The sequence below is a fragment of the Curtobacterium sp. MCJR17_043 genome (assembly GCF_003224315.2).
Taxonomy (GTDB): domain Bacteria; phylum Actinomycetota; class Actinomycetes; order Actinomycetales; family Microbacteriaceae; genus Curtobacterium.
This window is the reverse complement of sequence record NZ_CP126259.1, coordinates 1,576,559-1,590,270: the sequence shown is the minus strand read 5'-3', so window position 1 is coordinate 1,590,270 and position 13,712 is coordinate 1,576,559. Positions and strand designations below refer to the sequence as shown.

General features: G+C 67.4%; 7 protein-coding genes, 2 rRNA genes and 3 pseudogenes. 6 read left to right on the top strand and 6 right to left on the bottom strand.

Annotated features, from left to right (window positions below):
* Window positions 1-175: 175 nt before the first annotated feature.
* Window positions 176-1,453 carry an exonuclease domain-containing protein gene (locus tag DEJ15_RS08330; protein WP_110826110.1) on the bottom strand — a complete coding sequence of 426 codons (1,278 nt, stop codon included), beginning with the start codon at window positions 1,451-1,453 and terminating at the stop codon, window positions 176-178.
* A gap of 1 nt (window position 1,454) precedes the next feature.
* On the opposite strand from DEJ15_RS08330, the gene DEJ15_RS08325 reads away from it, so the two are divergent.
* From DEJ15_RS08325 to DEJ15_RS08310, 5 genes and pseudogenes are all read left to right on the top strand, one after another.
* The gene (locus DEJ15_RS08325) at window positions 1,455-2,525 is read left to right on the top strand and encodes an ABC transporter ATP-binding protein (protein ID WP_349814858.1); all 1,071 of its coding nucleotides are present in this window, start codon (window positions 1,455-1,457) and stop codon (window positions 2,523-2,525) included.
* A gap of 118 nt (window positions 2,526-2,643) precedes the next feature.
* A pseudogene (locus DEJ15_RS18210) lies at window positions 2,644-2,988 on the top strand (ABC transporter permease); the annotation flags it as partial.
* A 97-nt stretch (window positions 2,989-3,085) separates the two neighbouring features.
* Complete coding sequence (locus DEJ15_RS18205) at window positions 3,086-3,346, top strand: ABC transporter permease (protein WP_349814870.1); 261 nt, start codon at window positions 3,086-3,088, stop codon at window positions 3,344-3,346.
* 65 nt (window positions 3,347-3,411) lie between these two features.
* Window positions 3,412-4,152, top strand: a pseudogene (locus DEJ15_RS18200) (histidine kinase); the annotation flags it as partial.
* A gap of 147 nt (window positions 4,153-4,299) precedes the next feature.
* Window positions 4,300-5,262, top strand: a complete 963-nt coding sequence (locus tag DEJ15_RS08310; protein WP_502866159.1) for a response regulator — start codon at window positions 4,300-4,302, stop codon at window positions 5,260-5,262.
* A gap of 81 nt (window positions 5,263-5,343) precedes the next feature.
* Here DEJ15_RS08310 and DEJ15_RS08305 read toward each other — a convergent pair whose 3' ends face one another.
* Complete coding sequence (locus tag DEJ15_RS08305) at window positions 5,344-5,523, bottom strand: DUF1653 domain-containing protein (RefSeq protein WP_284176136.1); 180 nt, start codon at window positions 5,521-5,523, stop codon at window positions 5,344-5,346.
* A gap of 265 nt (window positions 5,524-5,788) precedes the next feature.
* Here DEJ15_RS08305 and DEJ15_RS08300 point away from each other — a divergent pair.
* Window positions 5,789-8,164, top strand: a pseudogene (locus DEJ15_RS08300) (AAA family ATPase).
* Between the two features lie 766 nt (window positions 8,165-8,930).
* Here the strand turns inward: DEJ15_RS08300 and DEJ15_RS08290 are convergent.
* The 4 genes from DEJ15_RS08290 to DEJ15_RS08275 form a co-directional block, all read right to left on the bottom strand.
* Window positions 8,931-9,209, bottom strand: coding sequence for a zinc-binding dehydrogenase (locus tag DEJ15_RS08290; RefSeq protein WP_284176178.1), 279 nt, complete (start codon window positions 9,207-9,209; stop codon window positions 8,931-8,933).
* A complete protein-coding gene (locus tag DEJ15_RS08285) occupies window positions 9,091-9,675 on the bottom strand; it encodes an alcohol dehydrogenase catalytic domain-containing protein (RefSeq protein ID WP_284176134.1) in 585 nt (194 codons plus the stop codon). The genes DEJ15_RS08290 and DEJ15_RS08285 overlap by 119 nt, the downstream gene beginning before the upstream one ends.
* Before the next feature lie 312 nt (window positions 9,676-9,987).
* A 5S ribosomal RNA gene (rrf, locus tag DEJ15_RS08280) occupies window positions 9,988-10,105 on the bottom strand.
* A 140-nt stretch (window positions 10,106-10,245) separates the two neighbouring features.
* Window positions 10,246-13,378: ribosomal RNA gene (locus tag DEJ15_RS08275) — 23S ribosomal RNA — on the bottom strand.
* Window positions 13,379-13,712 lie beyond the last annotated feature (334 nt).

Genomic DNA, 13,712 nt, shown 5'->3' with positions numbered 1-13,712 from the left:
CGCGAGACCCACGCTCTGTTCGGGGGGAGACGGATGAACAGCGCCGTGCTGGGTCGGATGACGGAAGCGACAGTCGCCGGCGTTGCGTCGAGTCGCTTGCGCCGCACTGAAATCGGGACCCTCACGCTCCCATGACACTTCGCACGTATCCGCCTGTACGGGTACGCGCGAGCGGTCACGACTTCCGAGCGGCAGCGAGCGCCGTCTCCAGGACGTCTTCTTCGATGATGGGGATGCGGTACTCCCGCGCCTTCCGCGCCTTGCCGGACAGGCTGTCGACGTCCGCCGCGATGAGCACGGCGGTCTTCTTCGTGACGTTCGGAGCCGACTTGATGCCGAGCCGCGCGAGGTCCGCCTCGATCTCCGGCCGGCTCCGCCGCATCTCACCGGTGAGGGTGACGATGCTGCCCTCACCCAGGTCGATGGACGGCTCGGCAGCTGCCGCGGTCGACGTCGGCTGCTGCGCGGCGGAGAACCACCGTGCACCCATGCGGGCGGGCTGCCGGCTGTGCACCGCGTGCTCGAGCTCGTCGTCCGTCACTCCGAGCAACCGCGCGACTCCCTCGAGCTGGATGTGGTCCTGGATGGTCAAGACGCCGTCTGCCCACACCGCTTCGACCAGGTCGCCGAAGTACCGCCGGTGCAGATCCGTGCGGGCAGCCGCATCCAGCCCGAACTCGGTCGCGTACGCGCCGAGCTGATCAGCGTCGCTCGCGGCGAGCAGGTCCTCGGACACCGCACGGTCGAGGACGGCCGCATAGAGCGTGGCCTCCGCGCTGCCGTCGACGACGGGCAGTCGGTCCGTCGCCACATCGACGCGGGTCCGGGTCCCTGCTCCGGTCGAGCGGTTGCGCGCGGTCCACGCCCGACCACTGCGCGGGACACCGGGCCAGCGCTGCCCGCCGGCCAGGGTGCCCCAGGTCGTCCAGCGCGGATCACGGCGGGACGATCCGATGTAGGCGCCGAGCAGACGGGCGGTAGCGTGCGCGTCGGCGAGCGCCTCGTGCGCGTCGACGAGCTCGATGTCGTAGGCGCTGCAGCAGTCGGCGAGCTTCCGGCCGGACCCGGGGAGGAACTCCTGCGCGAGCCGCATCGTGCAGAGCGCACTGCTCGCCTGCTTCAGTGGCGAGCGGTGTCCGAGCCGTTCGAACTCGGCGTGCAGGAACCGCGCCTCGAACGAGGCGTTGTGCGCGACGACGACGCGACCCTGCAGACGGTCTGCCAGGTCACCGGCGACGTCCGCGAAGGTCGGAGCACCCGCCATGTCGGCACCACGGAGGCGGTGGATGTGCACGGGGCCGAGGTCGCGGTTCGGGTTGACGACGGTCTCGAAGGTCTGCTCGACCTCGCCGTCCGGCGTGACGTGGACGATCCCGATCTCGATGACGCGATGCCCGTAGGACGGAGCGAGTCCGGTCGTCTCGAGGTCGATCACCGCGTAGCCGTTGTGCATCGTGCACTCCTCCCCAGCGCAACGGTCCCGCGCGGCGCTGCACCATCATCACCGCGATGGCGACCCGTGGCGACCTCCTGTTCGAGGGGGCGTCCACCCGAGCCCTGGACCGAAGCGCCGAGTCCGGACCGACCGCCAGCCCAGGACCAGCACGGAAGGCATCCTCCGATCGGAGGACCCCCGCTCCACCCACTCCCCCCGATCCCCCCAACCCCGCCCTCCCGCGAGGCTGGACCCATGCCCGACACCCCCCGCCATCGAGGTCCGCAACCTCACCAAGCGCTACCCCACCGGCCACACCGCGGTCTCCGACCTCTCCCTCACCATCGCCCGCGGCGAGACCGTCGCCCTGCTCGGCCCGAACGGCGCCGGCAAGTCGACGACGGTCGAGATCCTCGAGGGCTTCCGCTCCCGCACCTCCGGCGAGGTCCGCGTCCTCGGCACCGACCCGGCAAGCCCGACCCGCGAGCACAAGGCACGCATCGGCATCGTCCTGCAGACCAGTTCCGAGTCCCCGAACGTCACCGTCGCCGAACAGCTCACGCACTTCGGCTCGCTCTACCCGCGCAGCCGCAGCACCGAGGAGCTCCTCGCCGCCACCGGACTGGAGGCCCAGCGCAACACCCGGGTCAGCCGCCTGTCCGGCGGGCAGCGCCGCCGCGTCGACGTCGCCCTCGGCGTGATCGGCCGCCCGGAGGTCCTGTTCCTCGACGAACCGACGACGGGCTTCGACCCGGAGGCCAGGCGCCAGTTCTGGGACCTCGTCAACGGCATCAAGCGGGAGGGAACGACGGTCCTCCTGACCACCCACTACCTCGACGAGGCCGCGCACCTCGCCGACCGTGCCGCCGTCATCGCGAACGGTGAACTCCGCGCCCTCGCGCCGATCGATGAGCTCGGCGGTCCGGAAGCGCGGCGTCCCCAGATCCGCTGGCGTGACACCGATGGCACGCAGCATGAGGAACGCACCGACCACCCGCAGGACCGCATCCGGAGCACGACCACGCCGATGCACGACCTGGAGGTCATCCGCCCGTCCCTCGAGGACGTCTACCTCGAGATGGTCGCCTGAACCATGACGACGAGCCCGAACACCCTGACCATCGGCGCCTCCCGCATCGCCTACGAGATCCGCTCCTACTTCCGCGCCCCCCGACTCCGTCTTCTTCACGTTCCTGTTCCCCGTCGTCATGCTCGCGCTGTTCTCGGTCGCGTTCGCCAGCTCGAGCGACATCCAGGCCGGGACGGCGAGCGTCGACTACGCCACGTACTACCTGCCCGGCCTCGTCGCGACCGGCATCCTCCTCTCCGGCACACAAGCGCTCGGTGTCGACATCGCCGGCGAGCGCAGTGACGGCACCCTGAAGCGCCTCGGCGGCACCCCGCTCCCCGTCCTGTCCTACTTCGTCGGCAAGATCGGCATGGTCCTGGTGACCACGCTCGTGCAGACGGCGATCCCGCTCGCCGTGTCGAGCCTCCTGTTCGGGGTGACACTCCCGACGGACGCGAGCCGCTGGGGAACCTTCGCCGGCGTGTTCCTCCTCGGCATCGCGACCAGCAGCGTCCTCGGGATCGCGATCTCCGCGCTCCCCCCGCGAGGGTCGCCGCGCCACCGCCACGATCGTCCCCATCGTGCTGGTGCTGCAGTTCATCTCGGGCGTCTACCTGCCCTTCATGCAGCTGCCCGACTGGTTGCAGGGCATCGCGAGCGCGTTCCCGCTCCGGTGGATGGCCTCCGGCATGCGGTCCGTCTTCCTGCCGGACGCGTTCGCGTCCGCCGAGCCGGGAGGCTCGTGGCGACTCGGACTCGGAGCCCTCGTCCTGGCAGCGTGGCTGGTCCTCGGCCTGGTGGTCTGCGCGCTGACGTTCCGGTGGAACCGGAAGGACGGCTGACGGTGGCGGCCAGCAGGGCTGTGGACAACCCGGTTCCGCAGCCGGAGGCATGGGAGGCTGTCGGCATGACCGACACGCACCCCCGGACGCGCAACAGCGTCTGGCTGCACGCCTTCTTCGCTGGCACGGTCGTGTTGACCGCGGTCATCGCGGTCGCCGCGCGGTCGCCGTGGCCGTCCCGCTGGCCGGCGTTCGCTGCGCTGGCGGTCCTCACCGTGGCGTACGTCGCCTACGGCTGGCGCGGGTACGACCGACCCCGGGCAGCGGCTGCGTTCCTGCCGATCGCGATCGCGGCCGCGTTCGTGCTGCCTGCCGTCGTACCGACCACGGCCTTCGTGCAGTGCATCGTGTTCCCGCTCGTGTGGACCCAGGTCATGCGCGTGCGGGTCGCCGTCGCCCTCACCGCGGTGGTCGGGCTCGCGAGCGGGATCGGCCTGCAGGTCTCCGGCGGCCCCGATTCCTTGGCCGGCACGCTCCTCATCGAGGTCGTCAGCGTCGTCGGCTCCTGCGCGATCGGCATCTGGATGACCCGGGTCGCTACCCTCGCCGAAGAGCGCCGGCAACTGCTCGTCGAGCTCCATGCCACGCAGGACTCCCTTGCCGATGCGAACCGTGCCGCGGGCATCGCGAGTGAACGGGAGCGCCTGGCCCGCGAGATCCACGACACCGTGGCGCAGAACCTCGCTGGCATCGTCATGCTCACCGAGCGGGCGCGGAACGACCTCGCCGACGACCGCCCCGACGCCCTCGAGGAACGGCTCACGGTCCTCGAGGAGTCCGCCCGTGCTGCCCTCGAGGAGTCCCGCGTCCTCGTCGCGGCCGGCGCTGCCGGAGCCACCCACGACAGCCTCGCCGGAGCGCTGCACCGCCTCGGCGAGCGCCACACCCGCGAGACCGGCACGCCCGTCGCCGTCGCCGCAGCAGAGATCGCGCTCGACCGCGATGCGCAGGTCGTGCTGTTGCGCGTCGCGCAGGAAGCCCTCGCCAACGTCCGAACGCACGCGGGCTCCGCTTCGGCGCGTGTCGAGCTGCTCCACGAGTCCGAGCGGACCGTCCTGCGGGTGATCGACGACGGAGTCGGCTTCGATCCCGCCGTCCCGACCGCCGGCCACGGCCTGCGTGGTCTGCGCGACCGGCTCGCCCTCGCCGGCGGCACCTGCACGATCGAGAGCGCACCCGGGCGTAGCACGGTCGTGACCGCGACCCTCCCGACCGCGGCACCGGACCCCCCGTGGCGATACAGAGCAGAACCTTCGATCTGCACCGTCAGCCGCAACGGCGGTCACCCGGTGATCCGCGTCGTCGTGGCGGACGACCACCCCATCGTCCGGTCGGGGATCGTCGCGCTCCTGCAGGCGGCCGACGACATCGACGTGGTCGGTCAGGCCGCGGACGGCGCAGCGGCGGTGTCCCTCGTGCTGGCCGAGCGTCCCGACGTGGTCCTCATGGACCTCCGGATGCCGGTCCTCGACGGTGACGCTGCAACAGCGCAGATCCTCGCCGCTGCACCAGACATCCGCGTCCTCATCCTCACCACGTACGAGTCCGACGACCAGATCCTCGCCGCCATCGAAGCGGGTGCCACCGGGTACCTGCTCAAGGCCGCTCCCGAGTCCGAGATCCTCGCCGGCGTCCGCGCCACCGCCCGCGGCGAGACCGCCCTCGCTCCGTCAGCGGCAGCGGCCCTGGTCCGCCGTGCCGTCGGTGTCGCACCGATCGGCCCGTCCTTGACCCCGCGCGAGCTCGACGTCCTGCGTCTCGTCGCCCAGGGCAACAGCAACCCGGCGATCGGCCGCGTCCTGTTCCTCAGCGAGACCACGGTGAAGACCCACCTCGGCCACGTCTTCGAGAAGCTCGGCGTCAACGACCGCACCCGCGCCGTGACCCGCGCGATGGAACTCGGCCTCCTCCCCTGACCCCTGCGGCCACGGCGTCGTTCTGGCAGTGACCGAGGCTTCAGTCCACGATCGGCACGAACCGCGCCCCCCTCGTACCCGTCACGCGAGACGTGCGCCGTGAAGTCCGCGAGGGACCGCACCCAGTACCCCCCGCTCCCCGTACAGGGCCTGGTACACGACCACCGGCTCCTCGGTCTCCACGTCCTTGGCGACGAGCACGACCTCGTACTCCCCGCCCTTGAAGTGGCGGTACCGGCCGGGCATCACGTCGCTGCTCATGCCCCCCGATGCTAGGGCGACCCGACCCGACCCGACACGACCGGGCCTGCCCCATCACCGCCCCGCCGCAACCCGCCTAGGCTCGAACGGATGCCCGCTCCCCGCACGACCCGCCCCTCGACCACCTCCCCCCGACGAGACCGCGGGCCACGACGCCGCTGCGGGACCCGAAGTCACCGCCCGTCCCGGCGCCACTGCCGGTCCCGGCGCCACTGCCGGTCCCGGCGCCACTGGCAGTCCCGACGACACCACGCGCGACGGCTTCATCCGCGTCCGCGGCGCCCGCGAGAACAACCTCCGCGACGTCGACGTCGACATCCCCCCGCGACCGCATCGTCGCCTTCACGGGCATCTCCGGCTCCGGCAAGTCGAGCCTCGCGTTCGGCACGGTCTTCGCCGAGGCCCAGCGCCGCTTCCTCGAGTCCGTCGCCCCCCTACGCCCGCCGCCTCATCGCCCAGGGCTCGACCCCGCACGTCGACTCGATCACGGGCCTCCCGCCGGCCGTCGCCCTGCAGCAGCGCCGCGGTGCCCCGAGCTCCCGGTCGACGGTCGGGACGCTCACGACGCTGAGCAACTCGACGCGCATGCTCTACTCGCGTGCCGGCACCTACCCGGAGGGCGCCGAGCAGCTGTACTCGGACTCGTTCTCGCCGAACACGGTCGCCGGCGCCTGCCCGCGATGCCACGGGCTCGGCGTCGCCCACGAGGTGACCGAGGCCTCCGCCGTCCGCGACCCGTCGCTGAGCATCCGCGACGGCGCGATCACGGCGTGGCCGGGTGCTTGGCAGGGAAAGAACCTCCGCGATGTCACGGCCGGCCTCGGCTACGACATCGAACGGCCGTGGCGGGAGCTCCCGCAGGAGGACCGCGACTGGCTCCTCTTCACCGAGGAGCAGCCCGTCGTCGAGGTGCACCCGAAGCGTGACCGCGTCGCGAAGCCGTACAAGGGCCGGTTCTGGAGCGCCCGCCAGTTCGTGCTGCACACCCTCGCCGATTCGCAGAGCGAGACGCAGCGGAACAAGGTCCTGCAGTTCGTCGAGTCCGGCCCGTGTTCGCTCTGCGGCGGCACGGGTCTCACGCGCGCTGCACTCGCGGTGACGTTCGGCGGCCGGACGATCGCCGAGCTGAACGCGCTGCCGCTGTCCGGCGTCGCCGAGGTCCTCCGTCCGGTCGCCGAGCTCACCGACGCCACGGCGGCCACGTCCCGCACGTCGTCCGGTGAGCGGACCGAGGTCGCGGTCACCATCGCGCGCGACCTCCTCGGCCGGGTCGAGGTCCTCACCGGCCTCGGTCTCGGCTACCTCAGCCTCGATCGCGCCACCCCGACGCTCTCCCCCCGGTGAGATGCAGCGCCTCCGCATCGCCACACAGCTGCGGAGCGGCCTCTTCGGTGTCGTCTACGTCCTCGACGAGCCGAGCGCGGGCCTCCACCCGGCCGACGCCGAGCCGCTCGTCCAGGTCCTCGAGGACCTCCGCGCCAGCGGCAACAGCGTCTTCGTCGTCGAGCACGACATGCGCATCGTCCGCCAGGCCGACTGGATCGTCGACGTCGGCCCCGGTGCCGGCTCCGCCGGCGGCACGGTCCTCTACAGCGGCCCGGTCGACGGCCTGGCCGACGTCGAGGCGTCCGTCACCCGCCGCTTCCTGCAACCGCGCGCCTCCGGCCTGGAGGCCCGCCCTCCTCGACAACGGTTCGGCACCCTGGAACTGCGGGGCGTGACGCAGCACAACCTCCGGGACCTCGACGTCGACGTGCCGCTCGGCGTCCTCACCGCCGTCACCGGAGTGTCTGGGTCGGGCAAGTCGTCGCTGGTGGGTGGCGTCCTCGCGAACCGTGCCTCCGAGCACCCGCAGGTCAGCCGCGTGGTCGAGGTCGACCAGAAGCCGATCGGCCGCACGCCCCGCTCGAACCTCGCCACGTACACGGGCTTGTTCGACGCGGTCCGTGCCGCGTTCGCCGCGACCGACGACGCGAAGGCCCGCGGGTGGACGGCCGGCCGGTTCTCGTTCAACGTCGTCGGCGGCCGGTGCGAGGTGTGCCAGGGAGAGGGCTCGGTGTCGGTCGAGCTGCTGTTCCTGCCGGGCAGTTGGGCGCCGTGCCCGGAGTGCCACGGCTCCCGCTACAACGACGAGACGCTCGAGGTCCGCCTCGACGGCGTGACGATCGCCGACGTCCTCGGCATGACCGTGGACGAGGCCGCACCGTTCCTCGCCGACCTCCCCGCCGCCGCACGTGCCTTGAACGCCCTGCAGCAGGTCGGCCTCGGCTACCTCCGACTCGGGCAGCCCGCACCGGAGTTGTCCGGCGGCGAGGCGCAGCGCATCAAGCTCGCGACCGAGCTGCAGCGCGCCCGCTCCGGCCACACGCTGTACCTGCTCGACGAGCCGACCACGGGCCTCCACCCGGCCGACGTCGAGCGCCTCACCGAGCAGCTGTCCCGCTTGACGGACGCGGGCAACACGGTCGTCGTGGTCGAGCACGCGATGTCCGTCGTCGCTGCCGCCGACCACGTGATCGACATGGGGCCGTCCGGCGGCGACGAGGGCGGCCAGGTCGTCGCTTCGGGCACGCCCGCCGAGGTCGCTGCTTCCCCGTCGAGCCGCACGGCGCCGTACCTCCGCGCCGAACTCGAGGGCTGACCGCCGGAGTACTCCACAGATCGCACCGATGCGCCGCGAGGGGCACCACTCCCTCGGTAGCGTCGCGGCATGCAGCACTGGGACGCTGACGAGGAGCGAAGCCGCCACATGACCCGGTTCGGACGCCGTGACACCGCGCCGGAACTCGCCCTGCGCCGCACCCTCCACGCCCGCGGCCGTCGGTTCTTCGTCGACCGCCGGATCAGCGTCCGGACACGAGCGCGTGCTGACCTCGTGTTCCCCCCGTGCCCGCGTCGCGGTGTTCGTGGACGGCTGCTTCTGGCACTGGTGCGAGGAGCACGCACACTTGCCGAAGGCGAACGCCGAGTTGTGGCGCACGAAGCTGCTCGCGAACCGGCAGCGTGACGCCTGGCACGACGCCGTCCTCCGCAGCGAGGGCTGGAGGGTCATCCGCGTCTGGGAACACGACGACGTCCAGACGGCCGCGGACACGATCGAGGCCGTACTCGACCGCTGGCACCGGATCACAGGCGGTGGTCGGCAGCGGCCACCACACCCCTGCCCAGTTGCCAGCCCGCAGCGGCGAACGCCTTCCGGGCCCCGGTCGCGTCCTCCGCCGACGGCCGCCCGTACGCCTCCCGGTAGTCCCGCGAGAGTTGCGACGCTCCGGCATGCACGGTGCGACGCTCGACGTCGACGGTTGCATCGCGGCGACCCGCCTCCGCTGACGCACGACGAACGGACGAGAGGCCCGGCACCAGCTGGTGTCGGACCTCCCGTCCGTCAATCGGTCATGACAGTTGCGTCACCAGGTGAGGACGAAGCGACCCCGCGTCCCGCCAGCTTCGAGGCGTTCGTGTGCCTCCGGGGCACGCTCCGCCGGCAGGACCTCGGCCACCCGGGGCACGATCGTGCCGCTCTCAACGCCGTGGCGCAGCCGCTCGAGCTTGTCGAAGGACCGGTACTCACTGAACACGGACACCCGCTCGAACCGGATGCCGGGTGCGCCGTTGCCCTCCCAGCCGCGGACGTCGACGAACACACCACCCTCGCGGATGGCCGGGACGACGGTGTCCCGCTGCAGGGCGCAGTCGAACAGGGCGTCGACCCCCCTCGGGCACGACGGCTCGCACGGAGGCAGCGAAGTCGTCCCCGCGCGGCACGATGTGGTCCGGCCCGAGCGAACGGACGAGGGCCTGGTCCTTCTCGGAGCTGTCCGCGATCACGGTGATGCCGGCGGCCTTCGCGAGCTGCACGACGTAGTTGCCGAGGAGCCCGGCGGCGCCGGTCACGGCGAGTGTCTGGCCCCGCTCGAGCCCGGCGAGCTCGAGCATCTGGATGGCGGTGAGCCCGTTCATCGGCACGGTGGATGCTGCCTCGATCGTGGTCCCGCGCGGGATCCGCGTGAACGACCCGACCGGGGCGACGAGGTACTCGACGTACGCCCCGCCGTGCCCGGTGAGCGGGAGGGCGATCGCCATGACCTCGTCACCGACGGACCACCCCTCGACGTCCGGTCCCACCTCGTCGATGACGCCCGCGGCATCCATCCCGGGCACGTACGGAGCCGTGGCCTTCGAACTGTCGCGCTCCCCCCGCCCGCACCCCCGTGTCCGTGGGGTTGACCGCGAACGCTCGGACGGCGATGCGGACCGAACCGGCACCGGCGTGCACCTCGGCTACTTCATGGACGGCGAGGGCTCGAGGCCCTCCGAACGTTTCGACTCCGACGACCTTCATGTCTCCGGTCTACCCGGAGCACGACACCGCCCGCTCAGCCGACGTGTGGGGACGCGAAAGAGCCCCTGACCGGGGTGAGCATTGCTGCTCACCCCGGTCAGGGGCTCGATCATTGAGAAGAAGTCCGGCGGCGTCCTACTCTCCCACAAGGTCCCCCCTTGCAGTACCATCGGCGCTGAGAGGCTTAGCTTCCGGGTTCGGAATGTGACCGGGCGTTTCCCTCTCGCTATGACCACCGGAACAATTTCGACACTCCAACAAGGAAGCTTCGAAACCGTTCCGCGCATGCGCGGTGTTCAGTTTCAGTTGTCCCCGATCGTCTGTCGGGAACCACAAAGTGGACGCGAGCCCCACACCCGTAAGGGTGTGGGTAAAAAGTGTGTGTCAAGTCTTCGGCTTATTAGTACCGGTCAGCTCCACGGGTCGTTAGTCCCCGCTTCCACATCCGGCCTATCAACCCAGTAGTCTGCTGGGAGCCTCTCACACTCAAGGTGCATGGAAATCTCATCTCGAAGACGGCTTCCCGCTTAGATGCTTTCAGCGGTTATCCGGTCCGAACGTAGCTAATCAGCGGTGCCCTTGGCAGAACAACTGACACACCAGAGGTTCGTCCATCCCGGTCCTCTCGTACTAGGGATAGATCTTCTCAAATTTCCAACGCGCGCAGCGGATAGGGACCGAACTGTCTCACGACGTTCTAAACCCAGCTCGCGTACCGCTTTAATGGGCGAACAGCCCAACCCTTGGGACCTACTCCAGCCCCAGGATGCGACGAGCCGACATCGAGGTGCCAAACCATGCCGTCGATATGGACTCTTGGGCAAGATCAGCCTGTTATCCCCGAGGTACCTTTTATCCGTTGAGCGACAGCGCTTCCACAAGCCACTGCCGGATCACTAGTCCCGACTTTCGTCCCTGCTCGACCTGTCAGTCTCACAGTCAAGCTCCCTTGTGCACTTACACTCGCCACCTGATTGCCAACCAGGTTGAGGGAACCTTTGGGCGCCTCCGTTACTCTTTGGGAGGCAACCGCCCCAGTTAAACTACCCATCAGGCACTGTCCATGAACCCGATCAGGGTCCTACGTTAGACATCCAAAGTGACCAGAGTGGTATTTCAACAATGACTCCACGAACACTAGCGTGCCCGCTTCACAGTCTCCCACCTATCCTACACAAGCCACTCCGAACACCAATACCAAACTATAGTAAAGGTCACGGGGTCTTTCCGTCCTGCTGCGCGTAACGAGCATCTTTACTCGTAGTGCAATTTCGCCGAGTTCGCGGTTGAGACAGCTGGGAAGTCGTTACGCCATTCGTGCAGGTCGGAACTTACCCGACAAGGAATTTCGCTACCTTAGGATGGTTATAGTTACCACCGCCGTTTACTGGGGCTTAAATTCAGAGCTTCGCCGTGAGGCTGACCCTTCCTCTTAACCTTCCAGCACCGGGCAGGCGTCAGTCCGTATACATCGTCTTGCGACTTCGCACGGACCTGTGTTTTTAGTAAACAGTCGCTTCCCACTGGTCTCTGCGGCCTTCAACGCTCACGGAGTAAATCCGGTCACGTGTCCGGCCCCCCCTTCTCCCGAAGTTACGGGGGGCATTTTGCCGAGTTCCTTAACCACGATTATCTCGATCTCCTTGGTATTCTCTACCTGACCACCTGAGTCGGTTTCGGGTACGGGCGGCTGCAACCTCGCGTCGATGCTTTTCTCGGCAGCATAGGATCACTGATTTCCCCTTAACGGGTACGCGTCGGATCTCAGGCGTACAGACGACGGATTTGCCTATCGTCAGCCCTACATCCTTACACCAGGTTCACCTTACGGATACCATCGCCTGGCTCAGCTACCTTCCTGCGTCACACCTGTTCATACGCTAACCGCACCAGCATGGGGTCGAGCGTTAGACCGGCCCGTCTCACCCCGAAGGGATCAACAAGTGCCGGGTTAGGACTCTTAGCACCACTGGATTAGCTTGGGCGGTTGTTCGCCGGTACGGGAATATCAACCCGTTGTCCATCGACTACGCCTGTCGGCCTCGCCTTAGGTCCCGACTTACCCAGGGCGGATTAACCTGGCCCTGGAACCCTTGGTCTTTCGGAGGACGGGTTTCTCACCCGTCTTTCGCTACTCATGCCTGCATTCTCACTCGTGTGGCGTCCACGGCTGGATCACTCCGCCGCTTCACTCGCCACACGACGCTCTCCTACCACTCCGCACGACTGAACCACGAAGGCTTGTCCATGTGCGAAATCTACAACTTCGGCGGTGTGCTTGAGCCCCGTTACATTGTCGGCGCGGAATCACTTGACCAGTGAGCTATTACGCACTCTTTCAAGGGTGGCTGCTTCTAAGCCAACCTCCTGGTTGTCTGTGCAACTCCACATCCTTTCCCACTTAGCACACGCTTAGGGGCCTTAGTTGGTAGTCTGGGTTGTTTCCCTCTCGACGATGAAGCTTATCCCCCCACCGTCTCACTGCTGCGCTCTCACTCACCGGCATTCGGAGTTTGGCTGACGTCAGTAACCTGTTGAGGCCCATCGGCCATCCAGTAGCTCTACCTCCGGCGAGAAACACGCAACGCTGCACCTAAATGCATTTCGGAGAGAACCAGCTATCACGAAGTTTGATTGGCCTTTCACCCCTATCCACAGCTCATCCCCTCCATTTTCAACTGAAGTGGGTTCGGTCCTCCACGACGTCTTACCGTCGCTTCAACCTGGCCATGGATAGATCACTTCGCTTCGGGTCTAGGACATGCGACTGAATCGCCCTATTCAGACTCGCTTTCGCTACGGCTACCCCACACGGGTTAACCTCGCCACATATCGCTAACTCGCAGGCTCATTCTTCAAAAGGCACGCCGTCACCCCTACAAAGGAGGCTCCGACGGTTTGTAAGCAAACGGTTTCAGGTACTATTTCACTCCCCTCCCGGGGGTACTTTTCACCTTTCCCTCACGGTACTTGTCCGCTATCGGTCATCTGGGAGTATTTAGGCTTATCAGGTGGTCCTGACAGATTCACACGGGATTTCTCGGGCCCCGTGCTACTTGGGATACACATCCGGCCATAACACCATTTCGTCTACGGGGCTGGCACCCACTACGGCCCGGCTTTCAAACCGGTTCGACTATGATGCGCTGTAACCGTCCCAGTCCGGCAGAACTGAGCGACGTGTCCCACAACCCCGACCATGCAACGCCCGCCGGCTATCACACAAGATCGGTTTAGCCTCATCCGTTTTCGCTCGCCACTACTCACGGAATCACATGTTGTTTTCTCTTCCTGTGGGTACTGAGATGTTTCACTTCCCCACGTTCCCTCTACCCGCCCTATATATTCAGGCGGGAGTCACCAGGTCGACAAGTCGCCTGGCGGGGTTTCCCCATTCGGAAATCCTCGGATCGAAGCTCGATTATCAGCTCCCCGAGGCTTATCGCAGATTTCTACGTCCTTCTTCGGCTCCAGATGCCAAGGCATCCACCGTTTGCTCTTAGAAACTTGACCACAAAGATTAAAATTGCGATCCAACGCCATGTTTCACGCCAACCCGAAAGCCGACGATCATCGATGACGCGAATCTAAAGATGCTCGCGTCCACTGTGTAGTTCTCAACATACGATCGGCACCACACTCCACCAGACACAACGCCTGACCTCATGCAGCCCACCGAAGGACCTTGCGGCCCAACCCCCCAACCACCGAACCCGCCTCCAAAAGAGACAACCCGACGATCAGGAAGCCTGGTCCCTCAGGACCCAACAACGTGCACCAGCCAACCCGCTTCCCCCCCGACCCGTTCCAACCCAGACACCTCACAAAGAGACACCCGAGCATACTG

Bases quoted from the DNA above. Each gene is read 5' to 3' on its own strand.
- DEJ15_RS08330 (WP_110826110.1), bottom strand. From the start codon at position 1,453: ATGCACAACGGCTACGCGGTGATCGACCTCGAGACGACCGGACTCGCT.
- DEJ15_RS08305 (WP_284176136.1), bottom strand. From the start codon at position 5,523: ATGAGCAGCGACGTGATGCCCGGCCGGTACCGCCACTTCAAGGGCGGG.
- DEJ15_RS08285 (WP_284176134.1), bottom strand. From the start codon at position 9,675: ATGGATGCCGCGGGCGTCATCGACGAGGTGGGACCGGACGTCGAGGGG.